At 74.7% G+C, this 12,446-nt stretch carries 12 protein-coding genes; 10 read left to right on the top strand and 2 right to left on the bottom strand.

The window, feature by feature from the left end; genetic code table 11:
• Positions 1–61 precede the first annotated feature (61 nt).
• The 4 genes from ACFWUZ_RS08850 to ACFWUZ_RS08835 all read left to right on the top strand — a co-directional run bounded on the left by ACFWUZ_RS08850 (position 62) and on the right by ACFWUZ_RS08835 (position 4,085).
• Positions 62–1,048 carry a LysR substrate-binding domain-containing protein gene (locus tag ACFWUZ_RS08850; RefSeq protein WP_384369395.1) on the top strand — a complete coding sequence of 329 codons (987 nt, stop codon included), beginning with the start codon at positions 62–64 and terminating at the stop codon, positions 1,046–1,048.
• A 66-nt stretch (positions 1,049–1,114) separates the two neighbouring features.
• Positions 1,115–2,200, top strand: a complete 1,086-nt coding sequence (locus ACFWUZ_RS08845; RefSeq protein WP_384369392.1) for an S-(hydroxymethyl)mycothiol dehydrogenase — start codon at positions 1,115–1,117, stop codon at positions 2,198–2,200.
• 218 nt (positions 2,201–2,418) lie between these two features.
• Positions 2,419–3,183 carry a PIG-L deacetylase family protein gene (locus ACFWUZ_RS08840; RefSeq protein WP_384369389.1) on the top strand — a complete coding sequence of 255 codons (765 nt, stop codon included), beginning with the start codon at positions 2,419–2,421 and terminating at the stop codon, positions 3,181–3,183.
• A gap of 68 nt (positions 3,184–3,251) precedes the next feature.
• Positions 3,252–4,085, top strand: a complete 834-nt coding sequence (locus tag ACFWUZ_RS08835; protein WP_384369386.1) for an enoyl-CoA hydratase/isomerase family protein — start codon at positions 3,252–3,254, stop codon at positions 4,083–4,085.
• An 18-nt stretch (positions 4,086–4,103) separates the two neighbouring features.
• On the opposite strand, the gene ACFWUZ_RS08830 is transcribed toward ACFWUZ_RS08835, so the two are convergent.
• Positions 4,104–5,000: an SDR family oxidoreductase gene (locus tag ACFWUZ_RS08830; RefSeq protein WP_384369383.1), complete on the bottom strand. Its 897-nt coding sequence runs from the start codon at positions 4,998–5,000 to the stop codon at positions 4,104–4,106.
• A 50-nt stretch (positions 5,001–5,050) separates the two neighbouring features.
• Complete coding sequence (locus tag ACFWUZ_RS08825; RefSeq protein WP_384369380.1) at positions 5,051–6,220, bottom strand: hypothetical protein; 1,170 nt, start codon at positions 6,218–6,220, stop codon at positions 5,051–5,053.
• Positions 6,221–6,473: 253 nt separating this feature from the next.
• Here ACFWUZ_RS08825 and ACFWUZ_RS08820 point away from each other — a divergent pair, with 253 nt between their 5' ends.
• The 6 genes from ACFWUZ_RS08820 (at position 6,474) to ACFWUZ_RS08795 (ending at position 12,394) form a co-directional block, all read left to right on the top strand.
• Entirely contained in the window at positions 6,474–7,448 is a 975-nt protein-coding gene (locus ACFWUZ_RS08820) for an NADPH:quinone oxidoreductase family protein (protein WP_384369377.1), read from the top strand.
• Positions 7,445–8,689, top strand: coding sequence for an acyl-CoA dehydrogenase family protein (locus ACFWUZ_RS08815; protein WP_384369374.1), 1,245 nt, complete (start codon positions 7,445–7,447; stop codon positions 8,687–8,689). The genes ACFWUZ_RS08820 and ACFWUZ_RS08815 overlap by 4 nt, the downstream gene beginning before the upstream one ends.
• The gene (locus ACFWUZ_RS08810) at positions 8,686–9,807 is read left to right on the top strand and encodes an acyl-CoA dehydrogenase family protein (protein ID WP_384369371.1); all 1,122 of its coding nucleotides are present in this window, start codon (positions 8,686–8,688) and stop codon (positions 9,805–9,807) included. The genes ACFWUZ_RS08815 and ACFWUZ_RS08810 overlap by 4 nt, the downstream gene beginning before the upstream one ends.
• A 764-nt stretch (positions 9,808–10,571) precedes the next feature.
• A complete protein-coding gene (locus tag ACFWUZ_RS08805; protein WP_384369368.1) occupies positions 10,572–11,123 on the top strand; it encodes a hypothetical protein in 552 nt (183 codons plus the stop codon).
• A gap of 35 nt (positions 11,124–11,158) precedes the next feature.
• The gene (locus ACFWUZ_RS08800) at positions 11,159–11,515 is read left to right on the top strand and encodes a tyrosinase family oxidase copper chaperone (protein ID WP_384369365.1); all 357 of its coding nucleotides are present in this window, start codon (positions 11,159–11,161) and stop codon (positions 11,513–11,515) included.
• A 15-nt stretch (positions 11,516–11,530) separates the two neighbouring features.
• On the top strand, positions 11,531–12,394 hold the full coding sequence (locus tag ACFWUZ_RS08795; RefSeq protein ID WP_384369362.1) for a tyrosinase family protein: 864 nt from the start codon (positions 11,531–11,533) through the stop codon (positions 12,392–12,394).
• The last annotated feature ends 52 nt before the right edge of the window (positions 12,395–12,446 follow it).

The raw sequence follows: 12,446 nt of genomic DNA, 5'->3' as shown, positions 1-12,446 counted from the left end.
CTCGCCGGTACCGAGCGCCGAATCCAGTTCGCGTTCCTTACCCCACCCGTAAGCTGAGCCGATGCTCGACGTCCGGCGCCTGCGCCTGCTCCGTGAACTCGCCCATCGCGGCACCATCGCCGCGGTGGCCCAGGCCCTCGCCTTCAGCCCTTCGGCGGTCTCCCAGCAGCTCGGCGTCCTCGAACGCGAGGCCGGCCTGCCCCTGCTCGAGCGCACCGGCCGCCGGGTCCGGCTCACCCCGGCCGGGGAGAACCTGGTGCGGCATGCGGAGGCGGTCCTCGAACGGCTCGAACAGGCCGACGCCGAACTCGCGGAGGCGCGGAGCGGCCTGGCCGGTGTCCTGCGGATCGGCTCCTTCCCCACCGCCACCCGGGCCATCGTCCCGGCCGCCCTGACCACCCTCGCCCGGCGCCACCCGGCCCTGGAGCCGATGGTGTCGGAAACCGACCCGGCGGCGGTCGCGCACGCCCTGCGGGCCGGGGACCTGGACGTGGCCCTGGTCCACGAGTACGACTTCGTGCCCGCGCCGCGCGAGCCCGGCCTGACCGCCGAGCCGCTGTACGCGGAGGCGATGCACCTGGCCACCCCCACTCCGATACCGCCCGGCCCCGGCCCCGTCCCCGGCCCCGGCCCTGGCTCCCGCTCAGGGTCCGTCCCCGGCCTCGGCGCCGTTCCCGATCAGGCCGCGGTCCTGCGCGCCCATGCCGACAGCCCGTGGATCACCGCCACTCCGGACACCCTCTGCCACGCCATGACCGTGCGGGCCTGCCAGGCGGCCGGGTTCACACCTCGCGTGCGCCACCAGGTCGACGAGTTCGCCACCGTCCTGGCCCTGGTCGCGGCCGGGCAGGGCGTGGCCCTCGTGCCGCAGCTCGGCATCGACGGCCACGCCGCCCCGGGGGTCCGCCTGACCCGGCTGGCCATGTCCCGCCGCACCCGGATCGCCTTCCGCAGCGGAGCCGCCGCCCACCCGGCCGTGGCCGCCTTCGCCGCGGCCCTGCGGGCCTCCGTACCGCCGGAACCGGCCGGATCCCGCTCCTCGGAGTGAGGCAACTCCCGTACACCCCGCGGCCCGTGTACGTTCGGACGACAGCCAACGAGAGCGGGGTAGGACGTGACGCATCGCGTACGAGGGGTCATCGCCCGGAGCAAGGGCGCACCGGTGGAGACGACGACGATCCTCGTGCCCGACCCGGGACCCGGTGAGGCGCTCGTACGGGTGCAGGCCTGCGGGGTCTGCCACACCGACCTGCACTACCGCGAGGGCGGGATCAACGACGAGTTCCCCTTCCTGCTCGGCCACGAGGCCGCCGGGATCGTGGAATCGGTCGGGCCGGAGGTCACGAACGTGGCCCCGGGCGACTTCGTCGTCCTCAACTGGCGGGCGGTGTGCGGCACCTGCCGTGCCTGCAAGCGGGGCCGCCCCTGGTACTGCTTCGCCACGCACAACGCCACCCAGCCCATGACACTGGAGGACGGCACCCCGCTCTCCCCGGCGCTGGGGATCGGCGCCTTCGCCGAGAAGACCCTGGTCGCCGCCGGACAGTGCACCAAGGTGGACCCGGCCGCCGCACCGGCCGCGGCCGGACTCCTCGGCTGCGGGGTGATGGCGGGCCTCGGCGCGGCCCTGAACACCGGCGAGGTCGGGCGGGGCGACTCCGTGGCCGTCATCGGCTGCGGGGGAGTGGGCAACGCGGCCGTGGCAGGAGCCCGGCTGGCGGGCGCCTCGAAGATCATCGCGGTGGACCTGGACGACCGGAAGCTGGAATGGGCCCGCGGCCTGGGCGCCACCCACACCGTCAACGGCCGCACGCAGGACGTGGTCCAGGCGATCCAGGCCCTGACCGACGGCAACGGCGCCGACGTGGTCATCGAGGCGGTGGGCCGCCCCGAGACGTACCGGCAGGCCTTCTACGCCCGCGACCTCGCCGGGACCGTGGTCCTGGTCGGGGTGCCCACACCGGAGATGAAGCTCGAACTGCCGCTCCTCGACGTATTCGGCCGCGGTGGATCCCTGAAGTCCTCCTGGTACGGCGACTGCCTGCCCGAGCGGGACTTCCCGCTCCTCGTCGACCTCTACCTGCAGGGCCGCCTGGACCTGGACGCCTTCGTCTCCGAGACGATCCCCCTCGACGGGGTCGAAGCCGCGTTCGCCCGGATGGAACGGGGCGAGGTGCTCCGCTCCGTCGTCGAGTTCTGACGCGCCGCCGGCGTCAGGCGGGCTCCAGGAACGGGCGGGTCAGGTGCGCGGTGGCCGGCCGGGCGCCGCGCTCCGCCGCCCGGGCCGGCGCGCCACCTCCGCGCGCTGGACCCGGCGGGTGCCCGGCCGGGCGACGGGAGTGGGTTCGAAGAAGGTGCCGGTAGCGTCCATCAGGGCCACTACCTGTCCGTGTCGGTCCGTTCGCCTATTGTGCGAGCATGACCGAACGCCTTGATCAGCCAGCTCCCTTGGAGCCCATGCCCACCGACTGGACGCGCGCCCTGGCCGTGGTGGCGCACCCGGACGACCTCGAGTACGGCTGCGCGGCCGCGATCGCGGACTGGACGGACGGCGGCCGTGAGGTCGTCTACCTGCTCGCCACCCGCGGGGAGGCGGGCATCGACACCATCGCCCCCGCCGACTGCGCCCCGCTGCGCGAGGCGGAGCAGCGCGCGAGCGCGGCCGTCGTCGGCGTGTCCCAGGTGGAGTTCCTCGACTACCGCGACGGAGTCGTCGAGTACGGCCTGGACCTGCGCCGCGACATCGCCGCGGCGATCCGCCGGCACCGCCCCGAGCTCGTCATCACCCTCAACCACCGCGACACGTGGGGCGGAGCCGGCGGCGGGGGCGTCTGGAACACCCCCGACCACAAGGCCGTCGGCCGGGCCACGCTGGACGCTGCGGCCGACGCCGGCAACCGGTGGATCTTCCCCGAGCTCATCTCGGACCAGGGCCTGGAGCCCTGGAACGGCGTGCGCTGGGTCGCGGTGTCCGGATCCGTCACGCCGACGCACGCGGCCGACGCCAGCCCGGGCCTGGAGCGGTCGGTGAAGTCCCTGCTGGAGCACAAGGCGTACATCGAGGTCCTGACCGACCAGGACCCCGAGGAGTACGTCCGCGCCTTCCTCACAGGCAACGCCCAGCAGACGGCGGCCCGGTTCGGCGGCCGCCCGGCGATCCCGTTCGAAGTCTTCCCCTGCTGACCCGGGCCTCCCTGGACTGACGCTCCGTCAGATCGTTGTGGGGCCGGGTCCGGGGGGTGCGGGACGAGGTGATCGACACCATCACCACGGACATCGCGGAGGGTGAGGAGCGCCTCCGGCTGGAGACCGCGGACGGCGTCGCGGTCCTCACCCTGTGCCGGCCGGACCGGCTCAACGGCTGGAGCTGGGAGTCCACCCGTCAGCTGGGCCTGCTGGCGGACCGCATCCGCTTCGACCCGGCCGTCCGGGTGGTCCTGCTGCGCGGCGAGGGGCGGGCCTTTTGCGCGGGCATCGACGTGAGCGCCCCTGGCGGAGCCGTCACCGGTGCTTCCGCCGCCGAGCGCACCCGCAACTACTACGAGGGCATCCGCTGGGTCCACGAGCGCTTCGCGGTCCTCGCCCGCCTCCCGCAGCCGGTGATAGCAGCCGTCCAGGGGTACTGCCTCGGCTTCGGCTTCGAACTGGCCCTGATGGCCGACATCCGGGTGGCGGCCGAGGACGCCGTCTTCGCCCTCCCGGAAGCCCGGCTGGGCGTGGCGGTGGACGCGGGCGGGGACCTGCGGATCGCCCGGGAGGCGGGCGCCGGCTGGGCCAAGTACCTGGCCCTGACGGGCCGCCGCATCGACGCGGCCACGGCCGAGCGGCTCCATCTGGTCCAACTGGTCGTCCCGGGAGCCGAGCTGGACTCCACCGCCCGGGCGATGGCGGCCGAGATCGCCGCGAACGCCCCCCTCGCCGTCCAGGGCATCAAGCGCGACGTGGACGCCTATGCCGACGCCGCCCTCCCCGCCGCCCTCGACCGCGTCGCGATGACCGCGGCCCTCACCCTCACCTCGGACGACTGCCGCGAGGGCTACGGCGCCCAGGCGGCCCGGCGCCCGCCGCACTTCGGCGGGGCCTGACCGCGGCCGGAGCGGGAGTCAGCCGCCGAACGGGCCGCGCCCGAGCTGCTCCCGCACGGGGACCACCTCCGGGCTGACCACCGCCCGGCGCTGCCAGTTCGCCCCGTCGACCACCAGGGTGTGGCCCGTGACGAAGCGGGCGTACGGCGAGGCCAGGAAGGTCGCGGCCCAGCCCAGTTCCCGCGGCGCGCCGGTCCGCAGGGCGGGCTGGCGGGAGTCCCGGCCCCCGGGTGCGGCCCGCGCGAGGCCCTCCCGGATGTCCGCGGTCATGTCGGCGTGCGGGAACAGCCCGGGGACGAGCCCGTTGATCTGGATGCCGTAGGGACCCCATTCCACGGCGAGCGTCTCCACGAGGCTCTTCACCCCGGCCTTGGCCGCGGCGCTGTGGGCGAAGCCGGGCCCGCCCGTCCAGGCGTACGAGGCGCCGATGTTCACGATCGACCCGGGGGTGCCCGCAGTGAGGTGGCGGCGGCCGAACTCGCGGGTCACGAACCAGGTGCCCGTCAGGGTGATGTCGACGACCGCCCGCCAGGCGTTGGGCGAGAGGTCCTCGGCCGGGGAGGGGAAGTTGGCGGCCGCGTTGTTCACCAGGACGTCAGGCAGGCCCAGGGCCGCCCCGGCCGCGTCGAAGACTTCTGCGACCCGCCCGGGGTCCCGGATGTCGCAGACGGCCGCCGCCACCCGGCCCGCGCCGGGGACGGCCGCCAGCTCCTCGCGGGCCGCCTCCAGCTGCCCGGAGCGGCGGCCCGCGATCACCAGATCGGCTCCGAGCCGGGCGAACTCGGTGGCGATGGCCTTGCCCAGCCCGGTGCCGCCGCCGGTCACGAGGACCACCTGCCCCGCGTACGAACCGGGAGGCAGGGCGGCGGCGCCGGGCGGCGGCGGCGCGGGCAGACCGCGCGGCGGGTTCTCCATGCGCCCATCGATAGCGTGCGGACGCTCAGATCACCAGGGCGCGGACGGGATCAGCTCTGCGGCGCCTGCGCCTGCTTGCTCGCGCAGGTCCAGATCACGGCACTGCTCGCCCGGGTCTCCCGGTCGATGACGGTGCCGCCGACCCGGTCGTCGTCCGTGGCGGCGAAGGCGCGGCTGAGCGGTACGTCGCCCGGGGCGCCCGCCGGGAAGGGCAGCGCCAGCGGAGCCCCCTTGCCCGGCCAGTAGACGGCCTGGAAGGAGCTGGGCCAGCTCTCCTCGAAGGTGGTGGCGGTGCCGACGGCCACGTTCGTCGACGGGCTGCTGCCCGAGAGCTCCAGGTTGCGGTGGCCGCCGAGCCGGCCCGGGTCGGCGGGCAGGGCGTCGTAGGGCTTCTTCCAGACGGCCGGGGTCTGCTGCGGGTCGTTGCGGTAGTGGTAGTCCTCCAGGCCGACGACCCGGCCGCGGTCGTCGATGTCCTTGCCGATCGTGGAGTACGAGGAGTGGTCGCCGTTCCACACCTGGAGGCTGTACGGCGGGTAGCCGCCGCCGGCGGGCCAGACCACCGGGAAGGTCTTGGTGACCTGGACGTCGTTCTCGTAGTCGATGTAGGAGCCGGTGGCCGTGCCGACGATGTCGCCGCGCTTGTTGATCCCGCTCAGCCGGACGACTTCGGTACCCGGGATCGCGTCGGCGGGAACCGGGAGTTCGCGTACGACCTCGCCGTTCACCCACTCCTTGGCGACGCCCTGGTCGACGGCGACGACCCGGCCGGACTCGTTGACGTCCACGTCCACGGCGTGCCCGTCCGCGACGGGCGCGGTCAGCGCCTCGGAGGTCGCGGAGCCCCGCTGGTGGGTGAAGGCGATCGTCGCGTGGTCCGAGGTGCGGGTGGCCGTGCCCACCATCAGGCCCTTGGCGCTGACGGCCTTGAGGCTGCCCTGGTCGAAGCCGGCGGGCAGCGGGACCGCGTGGGCCGTGTGCTCCGGGCCCGTCCAGTAGGCGGGCCGGCCGCCGCTCGCGCCGACCACGAGGCCGCCGGCGCCGAAGCCCCTCACCGTGCCCCCGGCCAGCCCCGCCACGGCGGGCAGGAGCTCGATGCCCGGGGTGCACGCCGTCGCCCCCGTCGTCGCCGCGGCCGGTCCGGCGGCGGTGACCAGCCCTGCGAGGAGTGCCGCGGCCCCCGCCGCGGCCGTCACGCTTCTCGTCCCGATTCTGTTCACGGTTCAGTCCCCCTGATGGTGCATGTCATATGCCGTATGGCGTCTGCCTGTTGATCCGAAAGCACATGCTGCCCCACCGGGAGACCCTCTGCACACCCGTTTCGTACGGTCGGCAGGGAACGGCCCCGGAGCCGGCCCGCGGCCGCACGGACCGCCTCCGTCGCCCCAGGTGCCCCGATGGGTTCACAGGAAGGCAAGCGACCGCTTAGTATGCCCGCGGAGTGTGTTCCTCGACGGCGGCTGGAGGCCCCGGATGCAGGCATGGCGCGTACATACCCCCGGCGAACCCCGTGAGGCCATGCGCCTCGAGGAGATTCCCGAACCGGTGCCCGGCGAGGGCGAGGTGAAGCTCAGGGTGCTCGCCGCCAACGTCAACTTCCCCGACGCCCTGCTGGTGCGGGGGCAGTACCAGATCCGGCCCCCGCTGCCCTTCACCCCCGGCGTGGAGGTCTGTGGCGAGACCGAGGACGGCCGCCGCGTCATCGCCAACCCGAGCCTGCCCCACGGCGGCTTCGCCGAGTACGTCACCGCGCCCGCCCGGGCCCTGCTCCCCGCCCCGGACGCCCTCGACGACGCCGAGGCTGCGGCCCTGCACATCGGCTACCAGACCGGCTGGTTCGGCCTCCACCGGCGGGCCCGCCTCCAGTCCGGCGAGACCCTGCTCGTGCACGCCGCCGCCGGAGGGGTCGGCAGTGCCGCCGTCCAGCTCGGCAAGGCTGCCGGAGCCACCGTCATCGGGGTCGTCGGAGGCAAGGCCAAGGCCCGCACCGCGGAGGAACTCGGCTGCGACCTGGTGATCGACCGAACCACCGAGGACCTCGTGGCACGCGTCAAGGAGTTCACCGCCGGGCGGGGCGCCGACGTCGTCTACGACCCGGTCGGAGGCGGGGCCTACACCGCCTCCACGAAGTGCGTGGCCTTCGAGGGCCGGATCGTCGTCGTCGGCTTCGCCAGCGGCACGGTCCCCACCCCCGCCCTCAATCACGCCCTCGTCAAGAACTACTCGGTGCTCGGCCTGCACTGGGGGCTCTACGCGGCCAAGGATCCCGCCGCGATCCTCGCCTGCCACACCGAACTCACCCGCCTCGCCACCGAGGGCGTCATCAAGCCGCTCGTCAGCGAACGCGTCCCGCTCACCGACGCTGCCGACGCCGTGCAGCGCCTCGCCGACGGGACCACCACCGGCCGCCTGGTCCTCGTACCGGCCCTGGACGGAGGCACCCGATGACCGGCACGCCCGCTACGCCCCGTACGGCAGGGACTCCCGAGCCGGCCGGCGCGCGCGTCACCGCCGAGGAACTGCGCACCCGCGTACGGGACCTGCTTTCCGCGCACCCGCCCGCGGACACCCCCCGCGAGGACTTCCTGCGCGCCCGCTTCGACGCCGGACTCGCCTGGGTCCACTACCCCGAGGGCCTCGGCGGACTCGGCGCCCCCCGCTCCCTCCAGGGCGTCGTCGACGCCGCGCTGGAAGCCGCCGGAGCCCCCGACAACGACCCGCGCCGGATCGGCATCGGCCTCGGCATGGCCGCGCCCACGATCCTCGCGTACGGCACCGAGGAGCAGAAGCGCCGCTTCCTGCGCCCCCTGTGGGCGGGGGAGGAGGTCTGGTGCCAGCTCTTCAGCGAACCCGGCGCCGGATCCGACCTCGCCGCGCTCGGGACGCGCGCCGTCCTCGACGAGGCCGCGCACGAGTGGGTGGTCGACGGCCAGAAGGTGTGGACCTCCAGCGCCCACACCGCCCGCTGGGCCATCCTCATCGCCCGCACCGACCCGGAGCAGCCCAAGCACCGGGGCATCACCTACTTCCTCTGCGACATGCACGCCCCCGGCGTGGAGGTCCGCCCGCTGCGCCAGATCACCGGCGAGGCCGAGTTCAACGAGGTCTTCCTCACCGGGGTCCGTATCCCCGACAGCCACCGCCTCGGCGCCGTCGGACAGGGCTGGGAGGTCGCCCGCACCACCCTGATGAACGAGCGCGTCTCCATCGGCGGCATGCGCATCCCGCGCGAGGGCGGCATGATCGCGCCGGTCGCCGCCGCCTGGCGCGAGCGGCCGGCCCTGCGCACCCACGCCCTCCACCAGCGCCTGCTCGAACTGTGGGTCGAGGCCGAAGTCGCGCGCCTGACCGGAGAACGGCTGCGCCAGCAGCTGGCCGCGGGGGCGCCCGGCCCCGAGGGATCGGGCATGAAGCTCACCTTCGCCCGCCTCAACCAGGAGATCAGCGGGCTGGAGGTGGAACTCCTCGGCGAGGAAGGCCTGCTGTACGAGGACTGGACCATGCGCCGCCCCGAACTGGTCGACTTCACCGGCCGCGACGCCGGCTACCGCTACCTGCGCGCCAAGGGCAACAGCATCGAGGGCGGCACCAGCGAAATCCTCCTCAACATCGTCGCCGAACGCGTCCTGGGCCTGCCCCCCGAGCCGCGCGACGACAAGGACCTCGCCTGGAAGGACCTGGCCCGATGACCAGCCCGAGCGCCCCCTACGACCTGCTCTACTCCGAGACCGAGGAGGAACTGCGCTCCGCCGTGCGGTCCCTGCTCGCCGACCGCTGCGACGCCGCGAGCATCCTCGCCCGCGCCGAGACCGGCCACCCGTACGACCCCGAGGTGTGGCGGACGCTCGCCGCCGGGATCGGCGCGGCCGGCCTGCTGGTGCCCGAGAAGCTGGGCGGCCAGGGCGCCGGCCACCGCGAGGCGGCCGTGGTCCTGGAGGAACTGGGCCGGGCCGTCGCCCCGGTACCGTTCCTGACCAGCGCGGTCCTCGCCACCGAGATCCTGCTCGGGTGCGAGCCGTCCACGCCCGAGGTGGCGGCGCTGCTCGCGGAGACGGCCTCCGGCCGGCAGGTGTGCGTCCCCGCCCTCCCGCTGACCCTGGCCCCCGGCGCCCCCCTGCCGACCGGGGTACGGGACAGCGGCTCCGGTGCCCTGACCGGCGCCGTGACCTCCGTCGCGGACGCGGTCGCCGCCGATGTCCTGCTGGTGCTCGCCGACACCGGGCTGTACGCGGTCCCGGCGGCGGGGGCCGCGCTGACCGAGCGGGTTCCCCTGGACCTCACCCGCCCGCTCGCCACCGTCACCCTCGACCGGGCCGCCGGCACCCGGCTTGCCGACCCGGCCGTCGCCCGGGCGGCCGTCGCGGGCGCCCTGCTCACCGGAGCCGGACTGCTGGCCTCGGAGCAGCTGGGTTTGGCGCAGTGGTGCCTCGCCGAGACGGTGGCCCACGTACGGACCCGGCACCAGTTCAACCGGCCCGTCGGCTCCTTCCAGGCCCTCAAGCACCGCCTCGCCCGGCTCTGGCTCGACGTGGCCTCCGCCCGGGCAGCGGCCCGGGCGGCCGCCGACGCCCTCGCGACGGGAGCGCCCGACGCGCCGCTCACCATCGCGGTCGCCCAGGCGTACTGCTCGGGGGTGGCGGTCCGGGCCGCCGAGGAATGCGTGCAGCTCCACGGCGGCATCGGCATGACCTGGGAACACCCCGCCCACCTCTACCTCAAGCGGGCCAAGGCCGACTCCCTGGCCCTGGGCACGGCGGGCCACCACCGCGGGCTGGTGGCGGACTTCGCGGAGCTGCCGGCCCCCTGACGGAAAGCGGGTCGCAGCAGCGGTACCGGTCTGCCTCCGGAAGGTCTCCGAGGACGAGGAGCGCGTCACCTACGCCTTGGGGAGACCCGGAGGCCTTCACGCGCCGCCTCGCCCCGGCCGTCGCGGGGCCCCGCGCGGCGGCGCCCGGCGACGGCCGCGTCGACCACCTGTTCCTCAAGGCCTCGCGGAAGATCGACGCGGTGCGCGAGGAGTCCGGCCCATGGCCCGGGCGCGGGCCGAGCGCCAGCCGACCGGACCCGCCGGACGGTGCGGTCGGGCGGCCCCGGGCCGTGCGGCATCGCGGGCGGTGAGGACGGACAGGACGGTGAGGCCCGTCAAGGGGCGCGGGGCCGCCCCGTCCGGAACGTCGGACGGGGCGGGGCATGGCCCGGCCGAACGGCCGATGCGGGGACGGGGCGCGGTGGGGCAGCCTCTGCGGGCGGCCCCCACCCGCCGTCCCCGCTCCGAAGGAGGCGCCGTGCTGTACGCCCCTCCACCTCCTCGGCACAGCCGCCTTCGCCGCCTCCGGCGTGCTCGCCGCGCACCGGGCGAACGGCGTGCTCCCGCCGCTGCCGCTGCGCGAGGAGGTCTGCGCGCCCGCCGCGCCCGCCGCCTGCTTCGGCCTGCACGGGGCCGGGGCACCGGACACGCCGCCATCACCGTCTCCGCGTCCCCGGGCTTCGCGCTGCGCATGGCCGCGGTCCTCCGCGCCCCGCCCCTGCCCCGCCTCCAGCGCGTCCCCGGCTGATCCCTGTGCTCGCCGCATGACGGCCAGCATCACCGCGCTCGACGCCGCCGGGCTCCGCGCCCACCGCGAGGAACTCGCCGCACTCCTGCTCGCCGTCGTGGAGTCCGGATCCTCGCTCGGCTTCCTCACCGGGCTCGACCACGAAGGCGCCGCCGCCTGGTGGGACTCCCTGCTGCCCGCCGTCGAGGACGGATCCCTCGCCCTGTGGGTCTCCCGTACCGGCGGGGACGGCCGGATCGACGGCACCGTCAGCTGGTGCCGGGAGTCCAAGTCCAACGGCCGTCACCGCGCCGAGCTGCGCAAGCTCATGGTCCACCCGGCCGCCCGCGGCAGGGGCACCGCGCGCCCTGCTCGCCGAGGCCGAGGCCGCCGCCGCCCGCGCCGGGGTGGTGCTGTTGTTCCTGGACACCGAGACGGGCAGCGGCGCCGAGCACGTCTACCTCCGCGCGGGCTGGACGGAGGCCGCCACCATCCCCGACTACGCCACCGCCCCGGCCGGCCGCCTGCGGTCCACCACCCTCTTCTACAAGCACCCTCAGGGGTGACCTCGCCCGCCGAGCGGCGTTAGACCCGTAGCCGCCGGCCACGAGCGAGGGAGACCGCATGCAAGCCGCCCTACCACTGACCCGCCGTACGGTCCTGCGCTCGGCCTTCACCGCCGCCGTGCTCGCCGGTACCACGGCCGTCCTGGCACCCGTGCTGCGCGCGCGGCGGCCCCGGCAGACCCTCACCCCGGCCCCGCTCGCCGAGGAGACGTACCGGGGCCGGCACATCGCCGTCGACCGGGCGGGGGTCCGCATCGACGGCCGCCCGCTGCACGTCATGCGCCGTGCCGACGGCAGTTACCTGAGCGGGATCAACCACTTCCAGTCCTATCCGACGCCGCTGGAACTGGCCCGCGCCGCCGTCGACGAACTGGGCACCGCCCAGCTGGCGATGGCCGCCCCGCACCACGGCTGAGGGAGGAGCCCCGCATTGTACATCCGGCAGAACCAGAAGAACCTCACCAGCGCCCAGAAGAAGCGCTTCACGGCGGCCGTGCTGGAGCTCAAGCGCGACGGCACGTACGACCGCTTCGTACGCACGCACGACACGTACTTCGTGCCCGACCGGGACCGCAAGCTCCGGGTCGGGCACATGTCCCCCTCGTTCTTCCCCTGGCACCGGCGCTACCTGCTGGACTTCGAGCGGCAGCTGCAGAGGGTCGACCCGGGCGTCTCGATCCCGTACTGGGACTGGACCACCGACACCAGCCCGGTCTCCTCGCTCTGGGCGGACGACTTCCTCGGCGGCACCGGGCGCGCCGCCGACCGGCAGGTCATGACCGGGCCCTTCGCCTACGCCAAGGGGAACTGGACCGTGACGGTGGGCGTCACCGAGTCCCGGTTCCTCACCCGCAACCTGGGACGGCCGCAGAACCCGATCACGCTGCCCACCCCGGCCGAACTGCAGTGGGCGATCGACGACCCGGTCTACGACACCTCGCCCTGGGACTCCACCGCCACCGCGGGCGGCTTCCGCAACAAGCTGGAAGGCTGGGCCGCCCCCAGGAGCGAGCGCTGGCGCAACCACAACAAGGTCCACCAGTGGATCGGCGGCCACATGACGGGCGGTGCGGCCCCCAACGACCCGGCGTTCTGGCTGCACCACGCCTTCGTGGACCTGATCTGGGACCGCTGGCAGCAGAAGCACCCCCGCTCCGGATACCTGCCGGCCGCCCCCCTCCCGTACGGGGACCTCCAGCGCGGCCGCGTGATCGCCCTGGACGAGCCGATGCCCCCCTGGGACGTCACCCCGCGCGAGATGCTGGGCCACCGGGGCATCTACCGGTACGAATGACCCCGTGGCAGCGGAAAGGGCCCCCGCCCGGTGGCGGGGGCCCTTCAACCGG

This window comes from Streptomyces sp. NPDC058646, from assembly GCF_042716875.1.
Lineage (GTDB): Bacteria > Actinomycetota > Actinomycetes > Streptomycetales > Streptomycetaceae > Streptomyces.
This window is presented reverse-complemented; position numbering and strand designations above follow the sequence as displayed.

What these genes read in the sequence shown, in the direction of transcription:
- ACFWUZ_RS08850 (WP_384369395.1), top strand. Translation starts at nt 62, where the DNA reads ATGCTCGACGTCCGGCGCCTGCGCCTGCTCCGTGAACTCGCCCATCGC.
- ACFWUZ_RS08840 (WP_384369389.1), top strand. Translation starts at nt 2,419, where the DNA reads ATGACCGAACGCCTTGATCAGCCAGCTCCCTTGGAGCCCATGCCCACC.
- ACFWUZ_RS08830 (WP_384369383.1), bottom strand. Translation starts at nt 5,000, where the DNA reads ATGGAGAACCCGCCGCGCGGTCTGCCCGCGCCGCCGCCGCCCGGCGCC.
- ACFWUZ_RS08820 (WP_384369377.1), top strand. Translation starts at nt 6,474, where the DNA reads ATGCAGGCATGGCGCGTACATACCCCCGGCGAACCCCGTGAGGCCATG.
- ACFWUZ_RS08815 (WP_384369374.1), top strand. Translation starts at nt 7,445, where the DNA reads ATGACCGGCACGCCCGCTACGCCCCGTACGGCAGGGACTCCCGAGCCG.
- ACFWUZ_RS08810 (WP_384369371.1), top strand. Translation starts at nt 8,686, where the DNA reads ATGACCAGCCCGAGCGCCCCCTACGACCTGCTCTACTCCGAGACCGAG.
- ACFWUZ_RS08805 (WP_384369368.1), top strand. Translation starts at nt 10,572, where the DNA reads ATGACGGCCAGCATCACCGCGCTCGACGCCGCCGGGCTCCGCGCCCAC.
- ACFWUZ_RS08800 (WP_384369365.1), top strand. Translation starts at nt 11,159, where the DNA reads ATGCAAGCCGCCCTACCACTGACCCGCCGTACGGTCCTGCGCTCGGCC.